Origin of the sequence: Thermus albus (assembly GCF_022760855.1) — a bacterium.
GTDB lineage: Bacteria > Deinococcota > Deinococci > Deinococcales > Thermaceae > Thermus > Thermus albus.
In genome coordinates this window covers 76,741-103,431 of record NZ_JAKTNR010000005.1, presented here as the reverse complement: position 1 = coordinate 103,431, position 26,691 = coordinate 76,741, and the positions used below count along the sequence as shown (strand labels likewise).

Sequence of the window (26,691 nt, the reverse complement as noted above, 5' to 3'; positions counted from 1 at the left end):
CGGGAGGTTCCCGGCCTTTTTGTATACTCCGGGCGTGAAGGTCGGCGGAACCACCTCAAAGGCCCTGGTCCTAAAGGACATCACCAAGCGCTTCCCCCTGGTCCTGGCCAACGATCGCATCAGCCTGGACCTGAACTGGGGCGAGGTCCTGGCCCTGGTGGGGGAAAACGGGGCGGGTAAATCCACCCTGATGAAGATCGTCTACGGCCTTCAGCCCCCGGACAAAGGGGAGATGTGGGTGGATGGCCAGCCCTACCGGCCCAAAAGCCCCCTGGACGCCATCGCCCACGGGATCGGTATGGTGCACCAGCACTTCATGCTGGTGGAACCCTTTACCGTGCTGGAAAACCTGGTGTTGGGCCTCGAGCCGGGAGGCCCCCTCTACCTCAACCTAGAGGAGGCTCGGAAGCGGGCCACCGCCCTCATGGCGGAACTGGGCTTCCAGGTGCCCCTGGACGAGCGCATTGAGAACCTTCCCGTGGGCCTGCAGCAACGGGTGGAGATCCTCAAGGCCCTTTACCGCCAGGCCAAGATCCTCATCCTGGACGAGCCCACCGCCGTCCTGACCCCCCAGGAGGCCGAGGAGCTTTTCCGCTTCCTGAGGGCCTACGTGGCCAAGGGGAACGCCGTTATCTTCATCAGCCACAAGCTGAAGGAGGTGCTTGCCGTGTCCGACCGGGTCACAGTGATCCGGGATGGAAAGGTGGTGGGCACCGTGGATACGCCCAAGACCTCCTTGGAGGAACTGGCCCGGATGATGGTGGGCCGGGAAGTGGTCTTGAGGGTGGAAAAGGGCCCCGCCAAGCCTGGGGAAGTGGTGCTGGAGGTGGAAGGCCTCGAGGCGCCCCCAAGGCTAAGGGGGGTAAGCTTCTCCGTGCGGGCTGGGGAGATCGTGGGCATCGCCGGGGTGGAGGGCAATGGCCAGACGGAGCTGGTGGAGGCCCTGGCGGGCCTGCGCAAGTACCGGGGCACGGTGCGCTACCTGGGCCACCCCCTTCCCCACCAGGCCCTACGGGTGCGGGAAGCGGGGGTGAGCCATATCCCGGAGGACCGGCTTGCCCGGGGCTTGGTCCTGGACTTTTCCGTCCGGGAAAACGCCATCCTGGGAGACCAGCGCCGTCCCCCCTTCCGGGGCTTCCTAGGCTTCCTGGACGGGAAGGCCATGGAACACCATGCCAGGGCCCTGGTGGAAACCTTTGATGTCCGCCCTCGCTCCACGGAACTGTCCGCCCGGCGCTTCTCCGGGGGAAACCAGCAAAAGATCGTGGTGGGTAGGGAGCTTTTGCGGGGGCCCCGCCTCCTCATCGCCGCCCAGCCCACCCGGGGCGTGGACGTGGGGGCCATAGAGTTCATCCACCAGCGCCTGGTAGAGGCCCGCGACCAGGGCCTGGCGGTGCTTTTGGTTTCCGCGGATCTTTCCGAGGTGATCAGCCTGTCGGACCGCATCCTGGTCATGTACGAAGGCCGCATCGTGGGGGAACTCACCCCGGAAGAAGCCAAGGAGGAGCGCCTGGGCCTTTTGATGGCGGGCGTGCCCGTCTAGTCCCCGCGGAACTCCCCCTTGACCCGCCCCAGGACCACCACCTCCCCGGTCCTCAGAGCGTAGCGCACCCGGTCCCCGCGCACCAGGCCCTTTTCGTCTTGGCTTTCCACGTTTCCATAGAGGTAGGCATACCCCTCCTTTTCCCGCAAGAGGGCCTGCCCAGCCCGGGTAGTCCTTCCCCCCTGGGTAAACTCCACCCCCCCCAGGAGCCAGAGCCGGTCCTCATCCAAGAGGTAACGGAGGGAGCCCGCCTTGCCCACAAGGGGCTTTTCCCCTTCTCGGCGTACCTCCAGGGGTCCTTCCAAAAGGGCCTCTCCGGTATCGTTTTGGTAGCGAAGTCTTTGCCCTGTTACCCGCACCTGCCCTTGGGCCACCTCCACCTTCCCCGGGGCCGGTTTTACCTCCAGCCGGCCCCCCTCCTCTAGATAGCGGGCCTCCCCTCCAGAGAGGAAAAGCTCCTCCACCCCACCCCGCTCCACCACCGCCAGGGGCCCCCTAGCCTCCATCTCCTCCCCCAGGCGCACCTCCACATCCTTTGGGTCAAAGAGGACCAGGCGCAGGTAGCGCGCCGCCTTCTCCCCACCGGCCTTTCGTAAACGCATGAGGTAGGGTAGGCCATCCTGTTCCCAGTCAGGGTTAAAGGCCACCTCCACCTTCTGCCCCACCTCGAGGCCTTCCTCCACGGAGCTACCCGCATCCAGAAAAAAGGCCCGCCCCCCCACGTGCGCCCTCTCCCGGGAAAGGGCCTCGAGGTCCCCCACCCAGATATCCCCGTAATCGGCATAGAAAAGGCTTCCTTCCTCCCCGCTGACCCAGGCCACCACCCTCTTATCCTTGCGGACCAGTTCCACCTCCGGGCGGTAGACTTCCTGGGCCAGCGTACAAAGGGCGAGCCCCAGAAAGAGGAAAGAAGCCCACCTCACCGCCTATTTCTCCGAAAGCTTACGAAACTCCTCCACCGGCAGTCGGAAGGCCTTGCCGTACACCCGCACCTGGTGGCGGTTGACATTGTGCTGCAGGGTGCTCCCCGAAAGCTTGAAGCCCTCCTTCTTGTTCTCGCTCACCGCTGGCCTCCCTAAGACGATGGCTTCTCCTGTATTGTCGTCATAGTAGAGGCTATCCCCCGTGGTGACCAGATCCCCATCCTGAAGCCGCACTCCCCCGGTGGCGATAAGCCGCTTGGGGCCGGTGAGGCTTCGCACCTCCTTGGCCCGGATCACCAGGTCCCCATCCTTGCGCTTACGGGTGAGGACCACCTCCTTGGGATCGGTGAACACCGCCAGGCCCTTTTCCTCCTCGTAATAGACGAAACCCGCCCGGCCCTCCTGGTTGCCGCTTCGGAGGAGGGCATTTTCGCTGGTGGAGGTGTCCGTATCCACCTGGAAGGTCATGCGGCTGGCCTCCACCTCCACTGGGTCCTCCCCCGGTTTGGGCTCTTGGCGCATGCGGGCCGGGCCCAGAAGCTCCCCTTCCCCCGTCTTTTCCCGGTAGACCAGTAGGGGCCCCCTGGCCTCCACCCGGCCCCGGCGCACCACCACCCCGCCCTCAAAGCGGGCCTCCCGCTCCCCTTCCGCCTCCTGCATGGTCTTGCCCTTAGGAGCGGTAAGGGTGGCCTTGGGGGCCCGGATCTCCAGGTCCTTCACCCGGCCCCGCACCTCTCCTTCAAAGGTCCAGGGCCCGTAGCGCAGATCCCCGGAAAGCCTCCCCCCCTCCACCTGGATGACCCTAACCCCAGAAGCCGCCAAAGCCAAACCAAAAAGGAAGAACCAAACCCATCGTCTCATGAGCTACCTCCCTCCACTGTGCAGGGGCCAAAGCTTCCCCCAGCGGGAAAATCAAACCGGGGGTTATCCGCCTCTATGTGCTCCAGAGCGAAATCCGCACGAAAGGCTTCCGCTTCCCCCCGGAGATTGGGGGCCTCAATCCTTACCCAAGGAGCGAAAAAACCCTCTTTTTGACGAATGAGCACCTCCCCCTTTCCCGGAGCAGAGAGGTCCAAGCGGTAGCATCCCCTTAAAATCTCTGCCCGCGCATACGGAGCCCGCAGGTTGTCCCCCGGTTCCACGGCCACCTCGGGGGCAAAGAGGCGGAGGTCCAACCGCTCCCCCACATGCCTTTCCCCTCTAAGACCCCCCCGGATGCGGAAAACCCCCCCTTCCTCCACCATTTCCTCCGCGGCAAACCGCCAGATCACGTCCTTTTCCTCAGGGAAAAGGAGGAACTCCACCCCTTCTAGACGCACGCCCCCCTGCGCCACCTGGGGCTTGGGGAAAGGCCGAAGAAGCCAGAGGAGTAGACCCAAGGCGATGGCCAGAACCACCCAGAACCGAACCACCCTACCACCATACCCAAGGCCCCTTGAGAAAGATGACAAGGGCCCAAGAAGCGGTTTACCCCAAGACGTCCCGGGGGTTACCCCGCACCCGCAGGTTCACCCAGGTCTTGCGCAGGCGCAAAAGCGCCTTCAGGGGACGGTAAAGGGGGGAAAGGGGCAAGGTGTAGGCGGGAAACTGAACCCGCCTACCCCCAAACCCCTCCTTGAAGCGCCATATCCCCTCCGCATGGCTCCCTTCTGGGGTTCTGGGCACCCCCCAAAGGTCATAGATGCGGTAGCCACGGCCAATGGCGTGGCGGATGGCCGCCAGGTGCATGCCCATGGGAGCCTTGGCCTCGGGGTGGGCGCGGCTACTCCCCCCATAGAGGTAATCCACCTTGCCCGCGAAAGCCACAAAAAGCCCCGCTGCCAAAGCCTCCCCATCCTTGCGGGCTAGGGCCAAGAAGGCCTCCCCATGGGGCTGGTTCATCTCCTTGAGCACCGCCCGGTAATAGCCTTCCGCGTGCTGCAACAGCCTAGCCCGGCGGTTGGTTTCCTTAAAAAGGCGGAAAAACTCTAAAAAAGCCTCCTCCCCCTCTATGGAAATCTCCGTGCGCTTAAGGGCCAGGCGGGCGTTGCGGCGGTGCATCTCCTTCATGCCCTTAAGAAGGGCCTCCTCCCCCTGGCTGAGGTCCAACCACAGGGAGTAGGCGGGCTGGATGGGCTCTTCCGGTAGCAGGCCGGGAAAACCAGGGGCTGGCCCCTCCGCAGGAAGCCCGGCTTCGGGCTCGAGGACCAGGTGCGTCCCCCGCACCCCATGGGCCAGGGCCTGGGCCACCCGGGGCAGATCCGAAAGGCGAAGGAGGGCTGGACCCCTGGGGGTGTAGGCCAGGCGCAGCCCGCCCGGAAGGGGCCTTAAGAGGACCTGAGCCCCCCCCACAAGCCCTTCCTCTCCGTATACCGCCAGGCGCTTAGGCACCCAGCCGGAAAGCCGCTTCACCTCGCCCCAGCCCCAGGACTGCAAGGCGCTGGTAATAGGAAAGCCGGAAACCAGCCGGTTCCAGGCCTCGGGATCGGTGATCTCTACCACGTCCCACACCCCTTAAGCGTACAGGGCCTGGGCCAGTTCTTCCAAAAGACCGTTGCCCTCCAGGGGAAGCCGCTTCTCCTTCAGGTAGGCCTCCAGGTGGGAAGCCAGGCGGGGATCCTGCACCCGGGCCGCCCGCTCCTTTAGGGGCAGCAAAGGCCAGCCATAGGCCAGATGCCCTAGAAGGTCGTAGAGGTCATACTCCCCGGGAAGGATGCGCCTCACAAGGGCCTCCGTCCAACCCTTCGCCAGGAGGTTTTGCAGGAGGGCCCGGCGGCCCGAGTTCTTGAGCCACAAGGCCTTGAAACGCGTTTCCTCAGGCAACGCCTGGCGCAAACGCGCCCCCACCTCCTCGAGGGTCCCCACCCGCTCTCCTCCAGGCAGCACATACCCCTCCCGGCTCAAAAGCCCCTCCACCGCCTCCTTAAGGCGACGGCCCGAGACCGGCTTTTCCAGGAAGAGGTCCGCCCCCAATGCCCGGCTTGGGCCTTCCAGCTCCTTGCCACCCCCGGTGAACATGATGACGGGTACCTTGGCCAAGCGCCGCACCGCCCGGATACGCCCAAGAAGGGTAAGGCCATCCATATCCGGCATCATGATGTCCAAAAGGATCAGGTCCGGGGTTTCCTTGCGGAGGTATTCCAAAGCGGCCTTGGCGGAATCCGCCAGCGCCACCTGGTGGCCTGCCCCGGAAAGCAGAAGTTCCAAAAGGTGCCGGATGCGGGGGTCATCGTCCACCACAAGGAGCCGCGCCACAAGGGCCATGCTAGGGGAAACGGCCTTTCCCTGTCTACTAGGGAAGGAGTACCATGGGGGGCATGAGGATCGCCTTCCAGGGCACGGAGGGGGCCTATAGCGAGGAAGCCTTGCTGAGGAACTTCCCTGGGTCCACTCCCATGGGCTTTCCCACCTTTCACCAGGTCTTTGAAGCGGTGGAGGCCGGGGAGGCGGACTACGGGGTGGTGCCGGTGGAAAACACCACCGCAGGCAGCATCAACCAGACCTACGACCTCCTTTTGGAAAGCGACCTCCACGTGGTGGGGGAGATCATCCACCGGGTGGAGCACTGCCTCCTTGCCCCCAAGGAGACGGAGCTAAAAGACCTCAAGGCGGTGAAAAGCCACCCCCAGGCCCTGGCCCAATGCGACGGCTTCCTGGCCCGCATGCGCCTGACCCCCATCCCGGTCTATGACACCGCAGGGGCGGCCAGGGCCTTAGCGGAGAACCCGGAACCCGGGGTGGGCGCCATCGCCAGTAGGAGGGCGGCGGAGCTTTATGGCCTACAGGTGCTGGCGGAGAACATCGAGGACTATCCCCACAACTACACCCGGTTCTTCGTCATCGGGCGGGAGGAGGCAAAAAGGGGAGAAGGCCCCCACAAGACCAGCATCGTCTTCGCCGTGCGCCACAGGCCTGGAGGGCTTTTGGAAGCCCTTACCGTCTTCGCCGAGGCTGGGGTGAACCTCACCAAGCTGGAATCCCGGCCTAGGCGGGATAAGCCCTTCAGCTACCTCTTCTACCTGGACCTCGAGGGCCACTTGGAGGACCCAGGCCCCGCCCAAGCCCTCCTAGGCCTCCTCCGCCGGGCGGCTTTCCTCAAGGTGCTGGGCTCCTACCCCGCCTACCGCAACGGCATCTAACCGGGGCGTACGTCCACCACCCGCTCCCCAGCGGCCTTTAGCCGGTCGGGAACCCCCTCCACATCCTCCCCCACCACCCGGAGGACCAGGCGCTGGTACCCGTTCAGGTGGGCTGCGGTGGCAATGGAAACGATGTTGGCCGGGGGAACCGCCCGGGCCATCTGGGCCAGGGCCCCGGGCACGTCGGGGATATCCACGGTGATGCGCAAGCCCCCCATCTTAAGCCCCAACACCTCAATGAAGGCCCTGAGGACATCGGTCACGGTGATGATGCCCACCAACCTCTCCCCTTCCATCACCGGCAGGCCGCCGATCTTCTTCTCCTCCATCAGGAGGGCCGCCTTCTCCAAAGGCGCATCGGCCTCCACGGTGATGACGGGTTTGGCCATCACCTCCTGCACGGTGAGCTTGGAAAGGAGGTAGTTCATCTCCCAGACCGAGAGGGTGGTGGCCTTGGAGGGCATGGCGTCTTTTAAATCCTTATCGGTGACGAGGCCGATCAGCTTCCCCTCCTTCACCACCGGCAAGCGCCGGAAGCCCTTGTTCTTCAAAAGGTTGATGGCCTCCAGCACCGGGGTATCCGGGGCTACGGTGAGGGGGTCCTTGGTCATCCAGTCCCTGACCAGCATGGCTTCACCTCCGGCTTTCAGTCTACCCCGGGCCCAAAAGAAAGATGTCCCCGCCCAAGGCTGGGCGGGGACAGGGAGGTCCCTCTAGCGCAGATTGGCCCCTATGACCGTACGGGCAAGCCGGCCCCCGCCAAAGGCGTAAAAGTACTCTCCATCCAGGAAGATCCCCGTGCGGGCATCCAGGAGGAACTCCACCCCCAGGGAAAGGTGTAACCCCACCTCCCCGGGGCCGGCAAAGTGGCCGGCAAGCCCACCGCCAAAGTAAGGGCGTATGCCCCTAAGGTCCCGGTCCAGCTGGCCCAAATCCGGCTTGAAGAGAACCTCCCCCGCCACCAGGAAGCTGGGCCCACCGGGAAAGAGATCCGCGAAGCCCCGGAAGGCTAGGTTGCGCTCCAAGGGCGCCTCGAGGCCCAGCCCCAGCCCCGCAGGGGGCAAGGAAAGGCGGAAGGAAACCGCCCGCTGGGCGAAAGCCCCGGTGCCTAAGGCCAGCAACGCCAAAACCAAGACGATCTTGCGCATAACCCACCTCCTTCCGGCATGCTACCCTTCCTTGCGGCCAAGGGGAAGAGAGGCTTCTCTCACGCACCCTTCACCCTGAAGCTTTAGGCTTTTGGCTATGAAGCGCTTTCCCCTGGTCGCCCTCTTGGTGGCTCTCGGCGCCCTCCTTACCCCCATGCTGGCCCAAAATAGAACCGTGGCCAGCCGGGTGGGCTTTGTGGACGCCGATGCCCTGGTGCAGGCCCACCCCGATTACAAAAAGGTCCAAGACCTCCAGGCCCAAGCCCGAAAGGACCTTAACCCCCTAGAGGAGAAGATCAAGCCCTTGGAAGCCAAGATCCGCTCCGGACAGGCCACGGCCAAGGAGCGCCAGGACTACGAGGCCCTGGTCAAAACCTACCAAGACACGGTGAAAAAGTGGCAGGAGCGGCAGAACCCCGTGCTTAAACCCATCCTGGAAGATGTGGATAAGGCCATCGCCAAGGTGGCCAAGGCCCAGGGCTTCTCCGTGGTCATGAGCCGCCAGGTGGCGGCCCAGTCGGGCCTGGTGGTGTATGCCGACGACGACACCGACCTAACCGAAGCGGTAAAGAAGGAGCTGAAGCGCTAGCCCAAACCCCTCCCCCGGGGAAAGGTTTCCCCGGGGTTTTTCTTTTAGCTGGTCCATCTGGAGGTTATAATCCTTCCGATGGCGAAGCGGAAGCCGGCCAAGCCCAGCCGTAACCGCGACCTCGAGGCCCTTTCCACCGTGGCCTTAGGCGCAGGCCTCTTCCTGCTCTCTCCCCTCTTGCCGGTTCCTAGCGGAGCCTTGGGCGTCTTTCTTCGGGAGTCCCTCTACAGCAACCTGGGCCTCCCCGCCTATCTCCTTCCCCCAACCCTCTTTCTGCTGGCAGGGGTTCTATACCGAGGCAAACCCCTAAAACCCCTCCTGCGCCACCTGCTCCTCCTCTACCTCTTGGCCTTCGCCCTTCTTCCCCTCCTTGGGCCCCTTTCGGGGCACCTGGGGAATACCTGGCGGTCTTTTCTCGAGGCCAAGGCAGGGGCTTTGGGCCTTGCCCTACCCCTCCTCCTTGCCTCCTTGGTCCTGGACCTCTGGCGGCGGAAACCTCCCCTTCACCTTCTCCTCACCGGCCTGCACCTGGGGGTGGAGGCGGTGCGACAGGTCCGGTACCGGGTGAAGGCCCTTCTCCTTAAGCAAAGGATCGGCCTCCTCGCCCGCCTTTACCCAGAGCACACCGCCCTAAAGGCCCTGGCGCAAAACCTTTCCCCCGCCGAGCTACCCGGGGTGGAGAAGGCCTTAAGGGCCTTCTTGGAGGAACGGGCCACCGAACTTAAGCGGCAAATGGAGGAGGATCAAAGGCCTTTAGAACCCCGGCTTCAAGCCCTCCTGCAGGCCTTGAGAAACCCCCTGCCTGGGGAAGGCCCCCTGCGGGATGCCCTGGAGGAGCGGCGGGCCGCCCTCCACCTCGAGGCCCAGGCCCTCCTCGCCCGCCTGAAGGCCCTCCACCCTATCCCCACCCCCGGGGCCACCGTGGGGGGACTGGTGCGGGGGCTAAGGCTTAGGGAAGAGCGCAAGGCCCGGTGGGAGGAGCTTGCTGGCCTGGTCCAGGACCTGGAGGCCCGCTTTGAGGAGCTTGCCTCCTGGCTATCCTTCCTCTCCCGCCATCCCGAGGCCCAGGCCGAGGGGCTAAGGGCCTTGCTCACGGGCAACCCCCCGCCTGTCCCCTCCTCCCCACCCCCTGCCCCCGAACCGGAACCCTTTGACCTGGACCTGGTCTTTCCCGAGCCCTCCCCGCCCCAAACTTTACCGGACCCGCCTTCCCCGCCCCGTCCCCTTCCCCAAAGCACCGCCTTGGCCCTTCCCACCCCGGACCTCCTGGACCCCCCGGAGCCCAAGGGAACCACCCGGGGTTTGGAAGAGGAGGTGGAAAGGCTCAAACGCACCATCGCCGACACCCTCAAGCACTTTGGGGTCCAGGCGGAGGTGGTGGGCCACGCCCGCGGGCCCTCGGTGATCCGCTACGAGCTTCTGCCTGCCCCCGGGGAGAAAATAAGCCGCATCCAGAGCCTACAAAACGACCTGGCCCGGGCCCTGGCCGTGGGTGCGGTGCGGATAGAGGCCCCCATCCCCGGCAAGAACACCGTGGGCTTGGAGGTGCCCAACCCCAAAAGGGAACTGGTGCGCTTTTCCGAGGCTGTCCTTTCCCCCAGTTTTCAAAACGCCAAGGCCCTTTTGCCCTTGGTGCTGGGCAAGAGCATTGAGGGGGAAATCTGGGTGCGGGACCTAGCCAAGATGCCCCACCTTCTCATCGCCGGCTCCACCGGCAGTGGCAAAAGCGTGGCCATCAACGTCCTCATCGCCAGCCTCCTCTTTAAGCATCTCCCCACCACCTTGCGCTTTCTCCTCATAGACCCCAAGATGGTGGAGCTCACCCCCTACGAGGGCATCCCCCACCTGGTGCGCCCCGTGGTCACCAGCCCCGAGGAGGCCGCCAGCGTGTTGCAGGGAGCGGTGGCCCACATGGAAAGGCGCTACCGGCTCATGAGCGGGGTGGGGGCCCGGAACCTGGAGCAGTACAACGCCAAGATGGAGAGGGAAGGCGGGGAGGCCCTTCCCTACCTGGTCATCGTGGTGGACGAGCTGGCCGACCTGATGATGACCGCTCCCAAGGAGGTGGAGGCGGCCATCCTGCGCCTGGCCCAGATGGCCCGGGCCACGGGAATGCACCTCATCCTGGCCACCCAGCGCCCCAGCGTGGACATCCTCACCTCCCTCATCAAGGTGAACATCCCCGCCCGCTTGGCCTTTGCGGTGTCCAGCGGTTTTGACTCCCGCACCATCCTGGACACCCAGGGGGCCGAGAAGCTGATCGGCCAGGGGGACGCCCTCTTCCACCAGCCCGGGCTTCCCAAGCCCGTGCGCCTGCAAGTGCCCTACCTTTCCGAGGAGGAAGTAGGGCGCCTGGCGGGTTTCTTAAGGGGACAAAGCTTTGAGGACCGGTTTGCCGAAGCCTACGGCCAGGACTTTGAACCCCCAAAGGTGCCGGAAGGGACAGGGGTGGGGGAGGTGGACTTCTCCGATCCCCTCCTTAAGAAGGCGGCGGAGATCGTGGTGGAGGAGGGCTATGGCTCCGTAAGCCGCCTGCAGCGCCGCCTTTCCATCGGCCACGCCCGGGCCGGAAAGCTCATGGATGCCCTCGAGGCCATGGGCATCGTGGGACCGCCCAAGGGCTCCAAGCCCCGGGAGGTCCTTGTCAGCAAAGAACAGCTTAAGGACTTCTTCGGCTAGAGGTGTGCTATCATGGCCCCTTGTGGAAGCGGTGCCGGGCGGGCGCTGGGTGGCGGAAATCTACGGCTGTGACCTGGATGTCTTGGAAAACCCCAAGATGGTGGAGGCGGCCCTCTTGGATGCGGTGATGCGCTTGGGGGCGCCCAGGGATGCGGCCCAGTCGGTGGTGTACAAGTTTCATCCCCAGGGTCTTTCCGCCGCCGTGGTCAGCCCGGTGGCGGCGGTGATGATCCACACCTGGCCCGAGGACAACGCCTCCGCCACCTTGGACCTCTACTTCTACCGGGATGGGGTGAACCCGGAGGAGGTCCTGAAGGGGCTTTCCCGGGCCTTCGGGGCCAAGGAGGAATCGGCCTTCCGGTACTGGCGGGGAACGGAGCACGCCATCAAGCGGCGGGCCTTTGGCGGCCAACAAGGAGGATAGCTAATAGCTATGGACTACGGCATGTACTTCTTTGAGCACATCACCCCTTTTGAGACCATGGTGCGGCGCATGGAGCGGGTGATCGCCTCCGGCCGAACCAAGTACCAGGACTACTTTCTTTTTGAAACTCAGGGTTTTGGCAAGGTGCTGGTCCTGGACAAGGACGTCCAGAGCACCGAAAGGGATGAGTACGTCTACCACGAAACCCTGGTCCACCCGGCCATGCTCTCCCACCCCGAGCCCAAAGCCGTTTTGATCGTGGGAGGCGGGGAAGGGGCCACCTTGCGGGAGGTGCTCAAGCACCCCACCGTGGAACGGGCGGTGATGGTGGATATAGACGGGGAGCTGGTGGAGGTGGCCAAGCAGCACATGCCCGAGTGGCACCAGGGGGCCTTCGAGGACCCCCGGGCGGTCCTGATCATTGACGACGCCCGGGCTTACCTGGAGCAGACCCAGGACACGTACGATGTGGTCGTCATCGACCTCACCGATCCCGTGGGGGAGGACAACCCCGCCCGGCTCCTCTATACGGTGGAGTTCTACCGGCTGGTCAAGGCCCACCTGAACCCCGGCGGGATCATGGGCATGCAGGCGGGCATGATCATGCTCACCCACCACCGGATCCACCCGGTGATCCACCGCACGGTGCGGGAGGCCTTCCGCTACGTGCGCAGCTACAAGAACCACATCCCCGGCTTCTTCCTGAACTTCGGCTTCCTCCTGGCCTCGGACGCCTTCGATCCCGCCGCCTTCTCCGAGGGGGTCATAGAGGCTCGCATCCGGGAACGGAACCTAGCCCTCCGCCACCTTTCCGCCCCCTACCTCGAGGCCATGTTCGTCCTGCCCAAGGACATCCAGGAGGCCATAGACCGGGAAACCCTGGTATCCACGGACCAAAATCCCTTCTACGTGACCCCCGAGGGAGAGGCCCGGCAAGCCCCCTACGGGGGCTAAAGGCCTTTTTCTAGCCCAACTGGGCCCGGCTTGAGGCTTCTCATCCGGGGCGTGGTAGAGTAAGCCCATGCAGCGCGCCATAGTTCTCGTGGTGGTGGCCCTAGCCCTTTTGGGCCTTGGCTGGATCCTTTTCGGACCCAAGGGCAAGGCGGGGCTAGACCCTGCCCAGGGGGCCCGCTTCACCCTGGGACGCGAGGATGCCCCCGTAACCGTGGTGGACTTTTCCAACTACCTCTGCCCCCATTGCCAGAACCACGCCCTGAACGTCCTTCCCCGGCTTAAGGCTGAGTACATAGACACCGGCAAGGTGCGCTACCTCTTCCGTGACTTCCCCTTCCCGGGCCAAGCCAATGTGATCCGAGCGGGGGAGGCCGCCGCCTGCGCCGCCGACCAAGGGCGTTACTACGAGTACCACGAGGTCCTCTTCCGGGCCGCCTCCAGTTGGGGCGAACTGCAAGGAAGCGTGCTGGACCGCTACCTGGTGGACCTGGCGGGGCAGATGGGTCTAGACGAAGATGCCTTCGCCCAGTGCCTGGCCTCCGGAAGGCACCGGGAGGGGGTCCTGGCCGACCAAAAGCTGGCCACGGACCTGGGGCTCACCGGCACCCCCACCTTTTTCATCGCCGGGGAGAAGCGCACCGGCTTCCTGAGCTACGAGGAATGGAAGAACCTCCTGGACAAAGCCCTGGCCGAGAAGAAATGAGGGGACGGGTGTAGAAACACGGAAGGGTAAAGCCTACCGTGTTTTGATTTCTTTGCTACCCTGGAACCCATGGAGGCCCTTTGGGTGGCCGCGGCCTTCGCCCTGGGCTTACTGACGAGCCGCCTGGGGCTTCCCCCCTTGGTGGGGTATTTGGCGGCCGGTTTTGCCCTTCACGGGCTGGGCCTGAGGGAGACGGAGTTTTTACACCATGCGGCCGAAATCGGGGTCCTCCTTTTGCTTTTCACCGTGGGATTAAAGCTCCGCTTCCAGGACCTGTTGGAGCCTCGCGTCCTGGTGGCCGGGGGACTCCACCTCTTGCTCTTTTCCCTCCTGACCCTTCTCTTCTTGGGAAACCTTCCCCTGGCCATAGCCCTGGCCTTTTCCAGCACCGTGCTGGTGGTGAAGGTCCTGGAGGACAAAAAGGAGCTCACCACCTACCACGGCCGCCTCAGCGTAGGCATCCTGGTCCTTCAGGACCTGGTGGCCGTGGGCCTCATCACCCTCTATGGCGAAAACCGGATCAGCCCCTGGGCCGGCCTGATCCTCCTCCTGCCCCTAGGGCGGTTTGCCATGGCCTGGCTCTTGGAGAAAAGCGGCCACGACGAGCTCTTGGTGCTCTTCGGTCTGGGCCTGGCCCTCCTTGGGGGGGAGGGCTTCCGCCAGGTGGGCCTATCCCCGGAGCTGGGGGCCCTCCTGATGGGGGTCCTCCTCGCCGGCCATGAAAAGGGGGGGGAGATGGCCAAGGCCCTTTGGAGCCTGAAGGAGGCCTTCCTGGTGGCCTTCTTCCTGGACATAGGGCTAAGGGAGGGGCTACGGGGCGTGGAGGTGGGGCTGGTCCTGACCCTCCTCCTCCTCACCCTGGTCAAATCCCCTCTTTTTTTCGGCCTTTTTCTCCTCCTGGGGCTTCGGGCCCGCACCGCCTTCGTCAGCGGGATGTACCTGGGCAACTATTCCGAGTTCGCCCTAATCGTGGGCGTGGTCTTGGAACGAGCGGGTCTTCTTCCCCTTAGCCTTTCCACCCTTGCCCTGGTGGTGGCCCTCTCCATGGCGCTGTCGGCCCCCTTGGCCCGGTACAGCCATAGCCTCTACAAGCGCTTGGAATCCCGCCTCCTCCCCCTGGAGCGGAAAGTAGCCCACCCCGACCAGGAACCCGAGCGCCTGGAAGGGACCACGGTGCTCATCGTGGGCATGGGCCGTACCGGGGGGGCCGTCTACCGCATCCTGGAAGCCAAGGGGGAGCGCCCCGTGGGCCTGGACGCCGATCCCGAGAAGGTGGCCCGCCACCAAGCCAAGGGGCGGAAGGTCTTCTACGGGGACGCGGAGGACCCCGAGCTTTGGGAACGCCTGGACCTTAGGAACCTCAAGGCCATAGTCCTGGCCCTACCGGACCTCGAGGCCAAACTCCTGGCGGCCCGCTGGCTGAAGGAGCGGGGCTTCAGGGGCATTCTGGCCGCCACCAGCTTCCACCTGGAGGAAGACCCGGCCCTGGAGGCCGCCGGCGTCACCCTCCTCTTCCATCCCTTCCGCGAGGCCGGGGAGCGCCTGGCGGAGAAAGTGCTGGAAAAGCTGGCTATAATGGGTGAGGTGAGCCATGGCCGGTCATAGCAAGTGGGCACAGATCAAGCGCAAAAAGGCCGCCAACGACCTCAAGCGCGGCAAGATCATCTCCAAGCACCTAAGGGCCATCCAGGCGGCCGCCCGAGCCGGGGGAAGCCCCTACCCCGAGGCCAACGTCCAGCTGCGCAACGCCATAGAGGCGGCCCGGGCCGACGATGTCCCCATGGAAAACATTGAGCGCCTCCTCCAGAAGCTTCAAGGCGGGGGGGACGGTGCCGAGCAGTACGAGGAGATCGTCTATGAAGGCTACGCCCCTGGCGGCGTGGCTCTCCTGGTTTACGCCTTAACTGAGAATCGCAACCGTACCGCCGGAGAAGTGCGCCATGTATTCAGCAAATATGGGGGCTCCCTGGGCACCTCGGGCAGCGTGGCCTGGCAGTTTGAGCGCAGAGGGGTGATCGTCTGCCAAAACTCCGAGGCGGCTCAGGAGGCGGCCATTGAGCTTGGGGCCTTGGACCTCGAGGAGGAAGGGGCAAGCCTTACCCTCTACACCGACCCCGCCGAGACCTACCGCATAGCCGAGGAGCTTAAGAAGCGGGGCATCCCCGTGGAGGCGGTGGAGGTGGTACAGCACCCCCAGAACACGGTAGCCCTGCCCCCAGAAGAGGCGGCCAAGGTGATGCGCCTGGTGGAGGCTCTAGAGGACCTGGACGACGTCCAACACGTCTATACTAACCTGGACCCCGCTAGCCTCCAGGTGGAGGCCTGATACCACCTCACCCTGGCCCAAGCAAGGGTGGGGGCCCTGGGAAGGACCTTGGGTAGACGCCATCTCGGTGGGGCTTGGAGTAGGAAACTGGAGAAAAGAGCCTGGGGCCACCCCAGGCCATTCTCCTTACTTTTTACGCTTCTTCTCCTCCCGCATCATCCGCCGGCGCTCGGCCCGGGAAAGACCCGGCTGGGGAGGCGGGGTAAGGGGGCGCTTCTTCTCCACGCCAAAGGGCCGGGCCTCCTCCTTAGGGGAGGGAACGGGCACGTACGGGGCTTCCCGCACCGGGCGCACGGGCTCCGCCTCCACCTTGAGCCGGAAGAGGAACTTGGCCACCTCCCCCTTGATGAAGCCCACCATGTCGTTGAAAAGCCGGGTGGCCTCAATCTTGTACTCCTGGAAGGGGTCTTTTTGCCCATAACCCCGGAGGAAGATGCCCTGGCGAAGCACGTCCAGGTTGTGAAGGTGCTCCTTCCAGGCGGAGTCCACCACGTTGAGGATCACGAAGCGCTCCACGGCCCGCATGAGGAGTGGGGTCAGTTCGGCTTCCCGGGCCTCGTAGGCCTTCAGGGCCGCCTCCACCAGGCGCTCTGTACCCTCTTCGGGTTTTAGAGCCCTAAGCTCCTCAAAGGGAAAGTCTGCAAGCTGGGGTACGGTGTCCAAAAGGGTGGCCTTCAAGGCCTCGAGGTCCCAGTCCTCAGGATGCACCTGTGGGTTTAGGACGTTTTCCGCGATCCCGGCCACCGTCTCCTCCACCATGCCCAGGGCCGCCTCCTTCACCTCCTCGTCCTTACCCAAGAGGATCAGGCGGCGCTGGGCGTAGATGACCTCCCTCTGCCGGGCCATCACGTCGTCAAACTGCAAAAGCTGCTTGCGAATGGCGAAATTCCGGTCCTCCACCCGCTTTTGCGCCCGCTCGATGGAGCGGGTCACCATGGGGTGCTCTATGGGCTCGGAGTCGTCAAAGCCCATGCGGTCCAGCATGGCGATGACCCGGTCCGAGGCGAAAAGGCGCATGAGGTCGTCGTCAAAGCTCACATAAAAGCGGCTACCCCCCGGGTCCCCCTGGCGCCCGGCGCGGCCCCGGAGCTGGTTGTCAATGCGGCGGGACTCGTGCCGCTCGGTGCCCAGGATGAAAAGCCCGCCCAGCCCTCGCACCCTTTCCTCGTCGGCTTTGCACTCCTCCCGGATCTGGCGGATCCTTTCCTGAAGCTCGGGCTTGATCCCCAGCTCCTGGGCCAGGGCCTGGGCCTCCTCCTCCTGGCCCGCCACCATCTTCTTGATGAAGAGCTCCACCCTCCACTCGTACCGGTCAAAGCCCTCCTTCTCCAGAAGGGCCGCCGCCATGTACTCGGGGTTTCCGCCCAGCTTGATGTCCGTACCCCGGCCCGCCATGTTGGTGGCGATGGTGACCGTCTTGCTCCGGCCCGCCTGGGCCACGATCTCCGCCTCCTTGGCGTGGTGCTTGGCGTTGAGCACCTGATGGGGAATACCTTGGCGCAGGATACCCAGGGTGTGCACCGCCCGCTTTAGACCCTCCCAAGCCGCGCGCAGGTTGCCCTTGGGGGGGATGAGCTCCTCAAAGGGGGCCAGGTCCTCGTCCTTAAACTGGGTGGGCTTTTCCAAGAGCTTCCTCAGGCGCTCCCACGCCTCCCCCTGCTGCTTCTGGCTGGCCTTCTTGAATAGCTCCAGGCGCATCTCCAGCCGGGGCAGGTAGAGGCGGGGCTCTTTAAGCATCTGGGATAACCTTTCCGACTTCTCAATGCTGATGGTGCCCACCAAGACGGGCTGGCCCCTCTCGTACTTCTCGGCGATCTCCTCCACCACCGCATAGAACTTGCCCTTTTCCGTGCGGTAGACCACGTCGGGATAGTCCTTGCGGATCATGGGGCGGTTGGTGGGCACCACCACCACGTCCATGCCGTAGATCTCCTGGAACTCCTTCTCCTCGGTCTTGGCGGTGCCGGTCATGCCGGCCCGCTTCTCGTAGAGGCGGAAGAAGTTCTGGTAGGTGATGGTGGCCAGGGTCTGGTTCTCCCTTTCAATCCGCACCCCCTCCTTGGCCTCGATGGCCTGGTGGAGGCCTTCCCCATAGCGCCGCCCCGGCATGAGCCGGCCCGTGAACTCGTCCACAATGATGACCTGGCCATCCTGGACGATGTAGTCCCGGTCCCGGTGGTAGAGCTCCTTGGCCCGGATGGCCTGGATGAGCATGTGGGCCAGCTCCATGTTCTCGGGGCTGAAAAGCCCTTCCACCCCCAAGAGCTTTTCCGCCTTGGCGATCCCCTGAAGGGTGAGGTGCACAGCGCGGTTCTTCTCCTCAATGGTGTAGTCCCCCGTGGGCTCCTTGCGCACCCCGGGCTCGGCGGGCAGGCCCTTTTCCAGCTTCTTGGCGATCTCCGCCATCTTGTAGTAGAGGTCGGTGGCCTTTTCCGCGGGGCCCGAGATGATGAGGGGGGTGCGGGCCTCGTCGATGAGGATGGAGTCCACCTCGTCAATGATGGCGTAGTGCAAGGGGGTGTCGTGGCGGAGGACCAGCTGGTCCGGGGCTATCGCCATGTTGTCCCGCAGGTAGTCAAAGCCCAGCTCGGAGTTGGTCACGTAGGTGACGTCCGCGAGGTACGCCCTGCGGCGCTCCTCGGGGGTGGAGCCGTGCTGGATCACCCCCACGCTGAGGCCCAGGCCCCGGTACACGGGCCCCATCCACTCGGCATCCCGCCGGGCCAGGTAGTCGTTCACCGTGACCACGTGCACACCCCTGCCCCTCAGGGCGTTCAAGGCCACGGCCAGGGTGGCCACCAAGGTCTTCCCCTCCCCGGTCTTCATCTCGGCGATCTTGCCCTCGTGGAGGACCGCCCCGCCGATGAGCTGCACGTCAAAGTGGCGCATGCCCAAAAAGCGCTTGGCGGACTCCCGGGTTAGGGCGAAGGCCATGGGAAGAAGCTCCTCGAGGCTTGCCCCCCTTTCGTGCTTCTCCTTAAGTTCCCCGTAGGCCGAGGCCAGATCGGGAATCCCCTCCACCTCCGGCTCCAGCCGGTTGGTGGGCTCCACCACTTGCTTGTAGTAGCGGGCGATCTCCCGCTCGTTGTTGTCAAAAAGCTTCCGTATGAGGCCCAGCATCCTAAGGCCGATTGTACCCCTATTGGATGAGAAAGCCTTCAGGCTTCCTCCAAGGGCCAGTAGGCGGCGGCCCCCAGGGATAAGGGGCTAGGGGAAAAACCCGCTTGGTGGCGCCGCCAGGCGGCCAAGGCCACCATGGCCCCGTTATCCTGGGAAAGCCCTTTAGGAGGGAAGTAGACGGTGAGCCCCGCCTCCTGGAAGCGGGCCTGAAGGGCGCGGTTGGCCGCCACCCCCCCCGCCACCAGGAGCACCCGGTGGCCGGTGTCCTTGGCGGCCCGGAGGACCACCTGGGCCAAATGTTCCACCGCCGCCTCCTGGAAGCCCTTGGCCAAGGCCGGGGCCTCATGCCCTGCCTCCAGAAGCTGCACCGCCTTGGTCTTAAGGCCGGAGAAGCTGAAGTCATACCCCTTCTGGTCCTTGAGGGGAACGGGAAAGGGCACTCCTTCCCTAGCCTCCTGGGCCAAACGTTCGATCTCCGGCCCCCCGGGGAACCCCAGGCCCAGAAGCCTGGCCACCTTATCAAAGGCCTCCCCGGCGGCATCGTCCCGGGTGGCCCCCAGGAGGCGGTAGCGGCCCAAGGCCTCCACCAGGAAGAGGTGGGTGTGCCCCCCGGAGGCCACCAGGGCCAGGAAAGGGGGGTTTAAGCCCTCGGGCCAAGCGGCGACAATATGGGCCTCGAGGTGATGGATGGCGTAAAAGGGCCTATCCAGGGCCCAAGCAAGCCCCTTGGCGAAGGTGTACCCCACCAAAAGGGCCCCGATGAGCCCCGGACCCCGGGTAGCCGCCACCAGGGAGAGGTCCTTGGGCCCGATCCCCGCCTGGGCCAAGGCCTCCTTCACCAGGAGGGGAAGGGCCTTGAGGTGCTCGCGGCTCGCCAGCTCGGGCACCACCCCACCAAAGGCCTGGTGCAGGGCCACTTGGCTGGCCACCAGGTTGGCCACCACTTCCCCATCCCGTACCAAGCCCACCCCAGTGTCGTCGCAAGAGGTGTCTATGCCCAAAGTCCACATGGCCTTTCCTCCAAACCCCCGCCCCGGGAATCCGGACCTGCCCAAGCCCTTGGGCCCTTCCTACCCTAGCAGACGCCGAGGGGTCCGGCTAGGCTAAGGGGGATGCTCTGGCTCCTCCTCCCGGTCCTCCTCCTGGTCTACCTCCTCTACCGGGCAAGGAGGCCCAGGGTGCGCCCTTGGGCGGGCGTTTGGCTCTGGCAAAAGGGCAGGAGGAGGCGCTTCCGGCCCCGGCTGGACCTGAGGCTCCTTCTCCTCCTCTTGGCGGCAGCCCTCATGGTCTTGGCCCTCGAGGACCCCCCCTTGGGGCCTTCCCCTATGGTCTATGTGGTGGACGCCTCCGCCAGCATGGCCGCCCGGGAAGGGGCCAAAACCCGGCTGGACCTGGCCAAGGAAAGGCTCCTTCCCCTTCTGGAAAGGACCCCCGAGGCGGTGCTGGTACGGGCCGGGGAAAGGCCCGAGGCCTATGGCCCCGCCCCCGGCATCGCCCTGAGGAGGAGGCTTTTGGAGATGGAGGCCAAGGACCGGGAAGCCCGGCTGGAGGAGGCCATCGCCTTAGGCAGAAGGCTCCTAAAGGCCCCCGTGGTGGTGGCCAGCGACGCCCCCCCGCCCCCCGGGGTGGAGGGGTATATCGGCGTGGGGACTCCCCAGGAGAACCTGGGGATGGTGGCCGTGGCCCCGGGGTTTTTGGCCCTGGGGAACAGCGCCGGCCGTACCCTCACCGCCCGGGTGGAGGTGGGGGGCAAGGTGGAGGAGGTACCGGTCCCCCCCCGGGGCTTTGCCCGGCTGGAGAGGCTTCCCCCCACCTTCACCGCCCGCCTCCTAAACGGGGACGCCCTAGACCTGGATGACGGGGCCAGCTTCGGCCTTAGGCGGCTTGGGGTGGACTACCCCAAGGCTCCCGCCCTGGAGAGGCTTTTCCTGCTCCTGGGAACGGCCCCGGGGGACGAGGTAAGGGTGCGCATCGGGGTACCGGAGGGCCCCCCCGATAGGCCCACCCTCTACCTGGCCCCCAAGGGGGAGAGGCCCCTGCAGATCCTAGCCACCACCCCCCACCCCCTTCTGGAGGGGGTGGCCCTCCTGGGGGAGAGGCTACCCTCGCCCCCACCCCCGGAAGGGCCCTGGCAGCCCCTGGCCGAGGGGGAGGAGGGGGTAGGGCTTATCTTTTTCCATGAAAGGGGGCTATACCTACCACCTTTGGAGGCCATCCAGGACCGTCCCTTTTTCCCCATCTTGGTCTACAACTTCCTCAGGCCTTACCGGGAGGTGCGAAGCGGGCTTCTTTCCCCCGGGGAAACCCTCCTCCCCACGCCCGGGCCCAGTTTCCTGCCCAAGGAGGAAGGGGGGGCAGGCCGCTATTTGGCCCTCCTGGCCGCCATGGTGCTCCTCCTCGAGGCCTTCCTCTTCCGCCAAAGGCCCCAGGCCCAAGAAGCATAATGGACCCATGCGCTTCCGTCCCTTTAGCGAGCTGGATCTGGATCTCCTGAACCGGGTGGCGGGAAACCGGCCCCTAAGCCGGGGAGCGGTGCGCTTTTTCGCCCGCACCGGGCACTCCTTCCTGGCGGAGGAAGGGGAGGAGCCCAAGGGCTTCGCCCTGGCGCAAGCGGTTTGGCAGGGGGAGGCCACCACGGTCCTGGTAAACCGGGTGGAGGGCCAGGACCAGGCCACCCTGGAAGGCCTCCTGGCGGCAGTGGTGAAAAGCGCCTACGACGCCGGGGTCTACGAGGTGGCCCTGCACCTGGACCCAAGCCGGGAAGCCCTCAAGAGGGCTCTAGAGGCCCAAGGCTTCCACATAGGCCCTTTAGTGTTGGCGGTGCGCATCCTGGGAAGCCGGGGGGCAAGGGGGGAGGCCCGGGGCGTCCTAGAATAGGGGCATGAACCGCGTCCTTATCGGCATCCGGGGGGAGCCTACCCCAGAGGGGATGGAGCGGATCCTTGCGGCCTTGCGGAACCTGGAGGGAACCTCCGAGGTCCAGGCCACCGGCCCCGCCCAGGTCCTGGTGGAGTACGACCCCCAGGTCCTCACGGTGATGGACCTGTTGCGCACCATCCGGGAGGAGGGCTTCCTGGCGGGAATGCTCTAGTGCCACCCCACCTCGAGGCAAACTGAGGTAGGGTGGCGCACGCCCCTTTCCGGTAGACTGGCCCTCGAGGTGCCCCATGCTGGACTTCTACGCCCTAGAAGACCTCCTTACCCCGGAGGAGAAGGAGATCCAAAAGGCCGCCCGTCGTTTCCTGGAAAAGGAGGCCCTGCCCTATATCCGCGGCTGGTGGGAGGAAGGGGTCTTCCCCACCCACCTCATACCCCGGTTCGCGGAGCTGGGCTTCCTAGGCCCCACCCTGCCCCCGGAGTACGGGGGGGCAGGGGTTTCCAGCGCCGCCTATGGCCTCATCGCCTACGAGCTGGAGCGGGTGGACTCAGGGCTTAGGAGCTTTGTCAGCGTGCAGAGTTCCTTGGTCATGTACCCCATCTACGCCTTCGGCAGCGAGGAGCAGAAGCGGGAGTTCCTGCCCAAGCTGGCCCGGGGGGAGATGGTGGGGGCTTTCGGCCTCACGGAACCCGATGGCGGCTCCGATCCCTACGGCAACATGCGCACCACGGCCCGCCGAGAGGGGGACACCTGGGTCCTAAACGGCAGCAAGATGTGGATCACCAACGGCAACCTGGCCCACATCGCCCTCATATGGGCCAAGGACGAAGAGGGGAAGGTTCTTGGCTTCATCGTCCCCACGGATACCCCTGGCTTCCAGGCCCGGGAGGTGAAGCACAAGATGAGCCTAAGGGCCTCGGTGACCAGCGAGCTGGTCCTGGAGGACGTCCGGGTGCCCGAGGCCTTGCGCCTACCCAAGGCGGAGGGGCTCAAAGCCCCCCTCTCCTGCCTCACCCAGGCCCGCTTCGGCATCGCCTGGGGCGTCTTGGGTGCGTTGGAAGCGGTATATACCGAGGCCCTGGAGTTCGCCAAAAGCCGCAGCACCTTCGGCGAGCCCATCGCCAAGAAGCAGCTGGTCCAGGCCAAGCTGGCGGAGATGCTCTCCGACCACACGGAGGGCCTCCTCCTGGCCTGGCGCCTGGCCCGGCTTAAGGACGAGGGAAAGCTAACGCCGGCCCAGGTTTCCCTGGCCAAGCGGCAAAACGTGATGAAGGCCCTGAAGGCCGCCCGCCTGGCCCGGGACATCCTGGGGGGAAGCGGCATCACCTTGGAATACCACGCCATCCGCCACATGCTCAACCTGGAAACCGTCTACACTTATGAGGGCACCCACGACATCCACACCCTGGTCCTAGGCCGGGAGGCCACGGGGCTTAGTGCCTTTTAGGCCATGGTCATCGCCTTCACCGGGGACCCCTTTTTGGCTAGGGAAGAGCTCCTTAGAGAAGCCCAACTGAGGGGGCTAACCCGCTTCACCGAACCCACCCCCGAGGCCTTAGCCGAGGCCTTAAGCCCAGGGCTTTTTGGGGAAGCTGGGGCCATGATGGACCTGAGGGAGGTGGGCGAAGGGGAGTGGAAGGCCATAAAACCCTTATTGGAACAGGTAGCCGAGGGGGTGACGGTACTCCTTCTGGACCCCAAGCCCACTTCCTCCCGGGCCGCCTTCTACCGCACCCGGGAAAGGCGGGACTTCCCCACCCCTAAGGGCAAGGACCTGGTGCGCCACCTGGAAAACCGGGCCAAGCGCTTAGGGTTAAGGCTGCCTGCGGGCATAGTCCAGTACCTGGCCTCCCTGGAGGGGGACCTCGAGGCCCTGGAAAGGGAGCTGGAGAAGCTGGCCCTCCTTACGCCTCCCCTGACCTTGGAAAAGGTGGAAAGGGTGGTGGCCCTAAGGCCTCCGGTCACGGGGTTTGATCTGGTGCGGGCCGTGCTGGAAGGGGATGCTCAAAAAGTCTTCCGCCACCTAAAGCGGCTAAAGGAAGAGGGCGAGGAGCCCTTAAGGCTCCTTGGGGCCTTCGCCTGGCAGTTTGCCCTTCTGGCCCGGGCCTGGATGCTCCTGAAGGAAAACCCTAGGCCCACGGAAGGGGATTTGGCCCGCCTCGAGGCCCACCCCTACGCGGCCAAGCGGGCAATGGAGCTGGCCCGAAGCCTCTCAGGAAACGCCCTCAAGGCCAGCCTGGAAGCCCTCATAGCAGGGGAACGCCGGGCCAAGGAGGGCAAAGACCCTTGGCTGGCCCTGGAGAGGGCGGTCCATACCCTTCTGAACACCCTTCCCCGGGGCTAGGCACCCGTGCCCCCAGCGGTTGACTCGCGGGTCAGTTCCGGGATAGGCTTAGCCCATGCTGCATCCGGACGTGGTGGCAGGCCTTCTCAAAAAGGCCCTCAAGGGCGGGGCCGACTTTGGGGAAGTCTACGTGGAGCGCTCCAAAAGAAGGCGCATGACCGTGCGCTATGGCAGGCTGGAGGAGGCCATCTCGGGGCTGGACTACGGGGCGGGTTTAAGGCTTTTCTTCGGCACCGAGGTGGTCTACGCCTACACCAACCAGCTCACCCAAGAAGGGCTTCAAGAAGCCCTGGAGACCCTGCTTCGGGCCAAAGGGACCCTGGGGAAGGTGGACGAACGGGGGGCTGGGGGCCTGGACTTCCGCAAGGCCTTCCCCCAAGGCCTCCACACCCCCAAGGTGCCCTATGGGGAAAGGGACAAGCGCTTCCGCTTGGAAAGGCTATTGGAGGCCGAGGCCGGGGCCCGGATCGCCCCCGAGATCCAGCAGGTGGAGGCCAGCCTCCAGGAATGGGAACAGGAGGTCTTGATCGCCAACACCGAGGGCACCTGGGCTGAGGAGAAAAGGGTCCGCACAAGGCTTTACGTGCTGGCGGTGGCCCAGGAGGGCACGGAGGTCCAGACCGGTTACGCCGCCCCCGGCAAAAGCGTGGGGCTGGAACTCTTTGACCTCTATCCGCCCCAGGAGGTGGGGGCCAAGGCCGCCCGCCAGGCCCTCACCAACCTAAGGGCCAGGCCCGCCCCCGCGGGGACCATGCCCGTGGTGGTGGGGAACGCCTTCGGCGGGGTCATCTTCCACGAGGCCTTAGGCCACCTCCTGGAGACCACCAGCGTGGCCAAAAAGGCCAGCGTCCTGGCGGACAAGCTGGGGGAGATGGTGGCAAGCCCCGTGGTCACCTATGTGGACGATGGCACCCTGCCCCACGCCTGGGGCTCCACGGAGGTGGACGACGAGGGACACCCCACAAAGCGGACGGTGCTGATAGAGAAGGGCATCTTGAGAAGCTACATGGTGGACCGCCTGGGCCACCTCCTCACCGGTTATCCCATGACCGGCTCGGGCCGCAGGCAGGACTACACCCTGGCCCCCACCTCGAGGATGCGCAACACCTTCATCGCCCCGGGCGACAAGGAGGTGGAGGAGCTCATCGCCAGCGTGGAGTTTGGCCTTTACGCCAAGGATCTGGGGGGCGGGCAGGTGAAGCCGGGCTCGGGGGAGTACAACTTCGCCGTGCAGGAGGGGTACATCATCCGCCACGGCCGCTTGGAGGAGCCCGTCCGCGGGGCCATGCTGGTGGGCAAGGGGCCCGAGACCATCAGGAAGGTGGTGGCCGTAGCCAAGGACTGGGAAAACGCCCCCGGCATGTGCGGAAGCCTATCGGGGATGGTGCCGGTGGAGGTGGGCCAGCCCCATGTGCTGGTCTCGGAGATGGTGGTGGGAGGTAGGGCATGACCCTGGAGGAAGCCAAACGGTACCTGTTAAGGCGGGCCAAGGAGCTGGGCCTCGAGGCGGAGGTCCTTTTCCAGGAGGAACGGGAGCTTTCCCTAAGGGCCCGGCAGGGCACCCTAGAGGAGATCAAGGAGGCCCGGCAGGGGGGTATTGGCCTAAGGGTCCTGGTGCAGGGTCGGCTGGGCTACGCCTATACGGAAGAGCTCTCCCCCGAAGCCTTGGACTGGGCCCTCTCGGAAGCCCGGGATAACGCCCTGCTTTCCGGCAAGGAGGGCACCCTCCCTCTGGGGCAGGCCCTGGGAAGCCATGACCTCTTGGGAGAGGGGCTTTCTGCTCCCCTCGAGGCCAAGAAGCAAGGTGCCCTGGAGCTGGAAAGGACTCTGAGGGAAGACCCCAGGACCCAAAGCGTCCTCATGGGGGGTTATATGGAAAAGGAGGTCCGGGTGGCCCTGGCCAGCACCCTGGGTACCGAGGGAGCCTTCCGCACCGGGCTTGCCGGGATGGGGGGAAGCCTGGTGATGGCGGAGGGCAATAGCCTCAAGCAAGGCTGGGACTTTCGGCTGGCCAAGGAGTTCCACGCCCTAGACCCTGGCCGCACCGCCTTGGAGATCCGGGAGAAGACCGCAAGGCTCCTAAACGCCAAACCCCTCCCCACGGGCCGCTACCGGGCCTACCTGGAGCCCAAGGCCGTGGCGGGGCTTCTCTACGTGCTCTCCCGGTCCCTTTCCGGCAAAAGCGCCCTGGAGGGCAAAAGCCGCTTTCTAAATCGCCTTGGGGAAAGGATCGCCTCGGAGTGGGTCACCTTGGTGGACGACCCCACCCTGGAAAAGGGCTTGGTCTCCCGGCCCTTTGACGCCGAAGGCACCCCGGCCCGGCGCACGGTGGTGGTGGAAAAGGGCGTCTTCAAGACCTTTCTTCACAACACGGAAACCGCAAAGGCTTTGGGACAGGAGAACACCGGCCACGCCTTCCGCACCTACCGCGGGGTTTTGGACGTGGCCCCCACCAACCTGTATCTGGAACCCGTGGGCAACCTGCACCTGGAAAAGGGGGTCCTGATAACCGAGTTCATGGGCCTCCACGCCGGGGCCAACCCCGTGAGCCTGGACTTTTCCCTCCAGGCCCTGGGGCTATGGGTGGAGGAGGGGGAGGTGCGGTACGCGGTGGAAAACTTCGCCGTGGCCGGGAACCTCCTGGAACTTCTCCAGGCCATAGAGGCCGTAGGGGAAGAGGTGGAGTGGGAGGTGATGGGGGCAGCCTTCGGAAGCCCTTTGGTGGCGGTGGCCGAGCTTTCCTTTGCCGGGGCTTAGAGGCCACCCAAGGCCTTCGGCCGGTGGAGGGTCTACACCAGCCACACCCCCAAATCCCTTCCCTCCCTCCATTTTGCCCGGGAGAAGCTCCTGGCCACGCCCGGGATCGTGAGCCCCTCTATACCTTGCCCAAGGTGGGGGTGACGCCCCATATCGGCCAGGCGGGAAGAAGGACCCGGGAGCGC

25 protein-coding genes are annotated in these 26,691 nt (G+C 65.0%); 16 read left to right on the top strand and 9 right to left on the bottom strand.

Going from position 1 to position 26,691, the window contains the following annotated elements; genetic code table 11:
* Window positions 1-34: 34 nt before the first annotated feature.
* A complete protein-coding gene (locus L0D18_RS07120) occupies window positions 35-1,543 on the top strand; it encodes an ABC transporter ATP-binding protein (protein ID WP_243028186.1) in 1,509 nt (502 codons plus the stop codon).
* Here the strand turns inward: L0D18_RS07120 and L0D18_RS07115 are convergent.
* From L0D18_RS07115 to L0D18_RS07095, 5 genes are read right to left on the bottom strand one after another with little or no spacing between them, the layout of a single operon-like run.
* Entirely contained in the window at window positions 1,540-2,466 is a 927-nt protein-coding gene (locus tag L0D18_RS07115) for a hypothetical protein (RefSeq protein WP_243028185.1), read from the bottom strand. The genes L0D18_RS07120 and L0D18_RS07115 overlap by 4 nt on opposite strands.
* A gap of 3 nt (window positions 2,467-2,469) precedes the next feature.
* Window positions 2,470-3,327, bottom strand: coding sequence for an LptA/OstA family protein (locus L0D18_RS07110; RefSeq protein WP_243028184.1), 858 nt, complete (start codon window positions 3,325-3,327; stop codon window positions 2,470-2,472).
* The gene (locus L0D18_RS07105) at window positions 3,324-3,878 is read right to left on the bottom strand and encodes a hypothetical protein (protein WP_243028183.1); all 555 of its coding nucleotides are present in this window, start codon (window positions 3,876-3,878) and stop codon (window positions 3,324-3,326) included. Before L0D18_RS07105 ends, L0D18_RS07110 begins: the two co-directional genes overlap by 4 nt.
* 55 nt (window positions 3,879-3,933) lie before the next feature.
* Window positions 3,934-4,956 (bottom strand): lipid II:glycine glycyltransferase FemX, encoded by a 1,023-nt coding sequence (locus L0D18_RS07100; RefSeq protein WP_243028182.1) that lies wholly within the window; start codon window positions 4,954-4,956, stop codon window positions 3,934-3,936.
* Window positions 4,957-4,959: 3 nt separating this feature from the next.
* Complete coding sequence (locus tag L0D18_RS07095) at window positions 4,960-5,709, bottom strand: response regulator (protein ID WP_243028181.1); 750 nt, start codon at window positions 5,707-5,709, stop codon at window positions 4,960-4,962.
* Between the two features lie 53 nt (window positions 5,710-5,762).
* Here L0D18_RS07095 and pheA point away from each other — a divergent pair, with 53 nt between their 5' ends.
* Window positions 5,763-6,584 carry a prephenate dehydratase gene (gene pheA, locus L0D18_RS07090; RefSeq protein ID WP_243028180.1) on the top strand — a complete coding sequence of 274 codons (822 nt, stop codon included), beginning with the start codon at window positions 5,763-5,765 and terminating at the stop codon, window positions 6,582-6,584.
* Here the strand turns inward: pheA and L0D18_RS07085 are convergent.
* Both L0D18_RS07085 and L0D18_RS07080 read right to left on the bottom strand, forming a co-directional pair.
* Window positions 6,581-7,213, bottom strand: coding sequence for a CBS and ACT domain-containing protein (locus L0D18_RS07085; RefSeq protein ID WP_243028179.1), 633 nt, complete (start codon window positions 7,211-7,213; stop codon window positions 6,581-6,583). The two genes, pheA and L0D18_RS07085, sit on opposite strands and share 4 nt — an antisense overlap.
* Before the next feature lie 84 nt (window positions 7,214-7,297).
* On the bottom strand, window positions 7,298-7,732 hold the full coding sequence (locus L0D18_RS07080; protein WP_243028178.1) for a hypothetical protein: 435 nt from the start codon (window positions 7,730-7,732) through the stop codon (window positions 7,298-7,300).
* 97 nt (window positions 7,733-7,829) lie between these two features.
* On the opposite strand from L0D18_RS07080, the gene L0D18_RS07075 reads away from it, so the two are divergent.
* The 7 genes from L0D18_RS07075 (at window position 7,830) to L0D18_RS07045 (ending at window position 15,407) form a co-directional block, all read left to right on the top strand.
* Window positions 7,830-8,321 (top strand): OmpH family outer membrane protein, encoded by a 492-nt coding sequence (locus tag L0D18_RS07075; RefSeq protein ID WP_243028177.1) that lies wholly within the window; start codon window positions 7,830-7,832, stop codon window positions 8,319-8,321.
* Window positions 8,322-8,399: 78 nt separating this feature from the next.
* Complete coding sequence (locus L0D18_RS07070; protein ID WP_243028176.1) at window positions 8,400-11,000, top strand: DNA translocase FtsK; 2,601 nt, start codon at window positions 8,400-8,402, stop codon at window positions 10,998-11,000.
* A 22-nt stretch (window positions 11,001-11,022) separates the two neighbouring features.
* On the top strand, window positions 11,023-11,424 hold the full coding sequence (speD, locus tag L0D18_RS07065) for an S-adenosylmethionine decarboxylase (protein ID WP_114313752.1): 402 nt from the start codon (window positions 11,023-11,025) through the stop codon (window positions 11,422-11,424).
* 9 nt (window positions 11,425-11,433) lie between these two features.
* The gene (speE, locus tag L0D18_RS07060; protein ID WP_243028175.1) at window positions 11,434-12,378 is read left to right on the top strand and encodes a polyamine aminopropyltransferase; all 945 of its coding nucleotides are present in this window, start codon (window positions 11,434-11,436) and stop codon (window positions 12,376-12,378) included.
* 67 nt (window positions 12,379-12,445) lie between these two features.
* The gene (locus tag L0D18_RS07055) at window positions 12,446-13,081 is read left to right on the top strand and encodes a DsbA family protein (RefSeq protein WP_243028174.1); all 636 of its coding nucleotides are present in this window, start codon (window positions 12,446-12,448) and stop codon (window positions 13,079-13,081) included.
* Window positions 13,082-13,150: 69 nt separating this feature from the next.
* Window positions 13,151-14,686: a cation:proton antiporter family protein gene (locus tag L0D18_RS07050; protein WP_243028173.1), complete on the top strand. Its 1,536-nt coding sequence runs from the start codon at window positions 13,151-13,153 to the stop codon at window positions 14,684-14,686.
* Window positions 14,673-15,407, top strand: coding sequence for a YebC/PmpR family DNA-binding transcriptional regulator (locus L0D18_RS07045; protein ID WP_243028172.1), 735 nt, complete (start codon window positions 14,673-14,675; stop codon window positions 15,405-15,407). Before L0D18_RS07050 ends, L0D18_RS07045 begins: the two co-directional genes overlap by 14 nt.
* A 126-nt stretch (window positions 15,408-15,533) precedes the next feature.
* On the opposite strand, the gene secA is transcribed toward L0D18_RS07045, so the two are convergent.
* Together secA and tsaD are read right to left on the bottom strand one after the other, a co-directional pair.
* Window positions 15,534-18,527, bottom strand: coding sequence for a preprotein translocase subunit SecA (secA, locus tag L0D18_RS07040; RefSeq protein WP_243028171.1), 2,994 nt, complete (start codon window positions 18,525-18,527; stop codon window positions 15,534-15,536).
* Between the two features lie 38 nt (window positions 18,528-18,565).
* Window positions 18,566-19,537 carry a tRNA (adenosine(37)-N6)-threonylcarbamoyltransferase complex transferase subunit TsaD gene (tsaD, locus tag L0D18_RS07035; protein ID WP_243028170.1) on the bottom strand — a complete coding sequence of 324 codons (972 nt, stop codon included), beginning with the start codon at window positions 19,535-19,537 and terminating at the stop codon, window positions 18,566-18,568.
* 102 nt (window positions 19,538-19,639) lie between these two features.
* On the opposite strand from tsaD, the gene L0D18_RS07030 reads away from it, so the two are divergent.
* From L0D18_RS07030 to L0D18_RS07000, 7 genes are all read left to right on the top strand, one after another.
* Complete coding sequence (locus L0D18_RS07030; RefSeq protein WP_243028169.1) at window positions 19,640-20,971, top strand: vWA domain-containing protein; 1,332 nt, start codon at window positions 19,640-19,642, stop codon at window positions 20,969-20,971.
* 7 nt (window positions 20,972-20,978) lie between these two features.
* Window positions 20,979-21,404: a DUF1999 family protein gene (locus tag L0D18_RS07025; RefSeq protein ID WP_243028168.1), complete on the top strand. Its 426-nt coding sequence runs from the start codon at window positions 20,979-20,981 to the stop codon at window positions 21,402-21,404.
* Between the two features lie 4 nt (window positions 21,405-21,408).
* A complete protein-coding gene (locus L0D18_RS07020) occupies window positions 21,409-21,618 on the top strand; it encodes a heavy-metal-associated domain-containing protein (RefSeq protein ID WP_243028167.1) in 210 nt (69 codons plus the stop codon).
* A gap of 76 nt (window positions 21,619-21,694) precedes the next feature.
* Window positions 21,695-22,852 (top strand): acyl-CoA dehydrogenase family protein, encoded by a 1,158-nt coding sequence (locus L0D18_RS07015; protein ID WP_243028166.1) that lies wholly within the window; start codon window positions 21,695-21,697, stop codon window positions 22,850-22,852.
* Window positions 22,853-22,855: 3 nt separating this feature from the next.
* Window positions 22,856-23,749, top strand: coding sequence for a DNA polymerase III subunit delta (gene holA, locus L0D18_RS07010; RefSeq protein WP_243028165.1), 894 nt, complete (start codon window positions 22,856-22,858; stop codon window positions 23,747-23,749).
* Between the two features lie 55 nt (window positions 23,750-23,804).
* Window positions 23,805-25,199: a TldD/PmbA family protein gene (locus L0D18_RS07005; protein WP_243028164.1), complete on the top strand. Its 1,395-nt coding sequence runs from the start codon at window positions 23,805-23,807 to the stop codon at window positions 25,197-25,199.
* The gene (locus tag L0D18_RS07000) at window positions 25,196-26,506 is read left to right on the top strand and encodes a TldD/PmbA family protein (RefSeq protein ID WP_243028163.1); all 1,311 of its coding nucleotides are present in this window, start codon (window positions 25,196-25,198) and stop codon (window positions 26,504-26,506) included. Before L0D18_RS07005 ends, L0D18_RS07000 begins: the two co-directional genes overlap by 4 nt.
* Window positions 26,507-26,691: the final 185 nt, after the last annotated feature.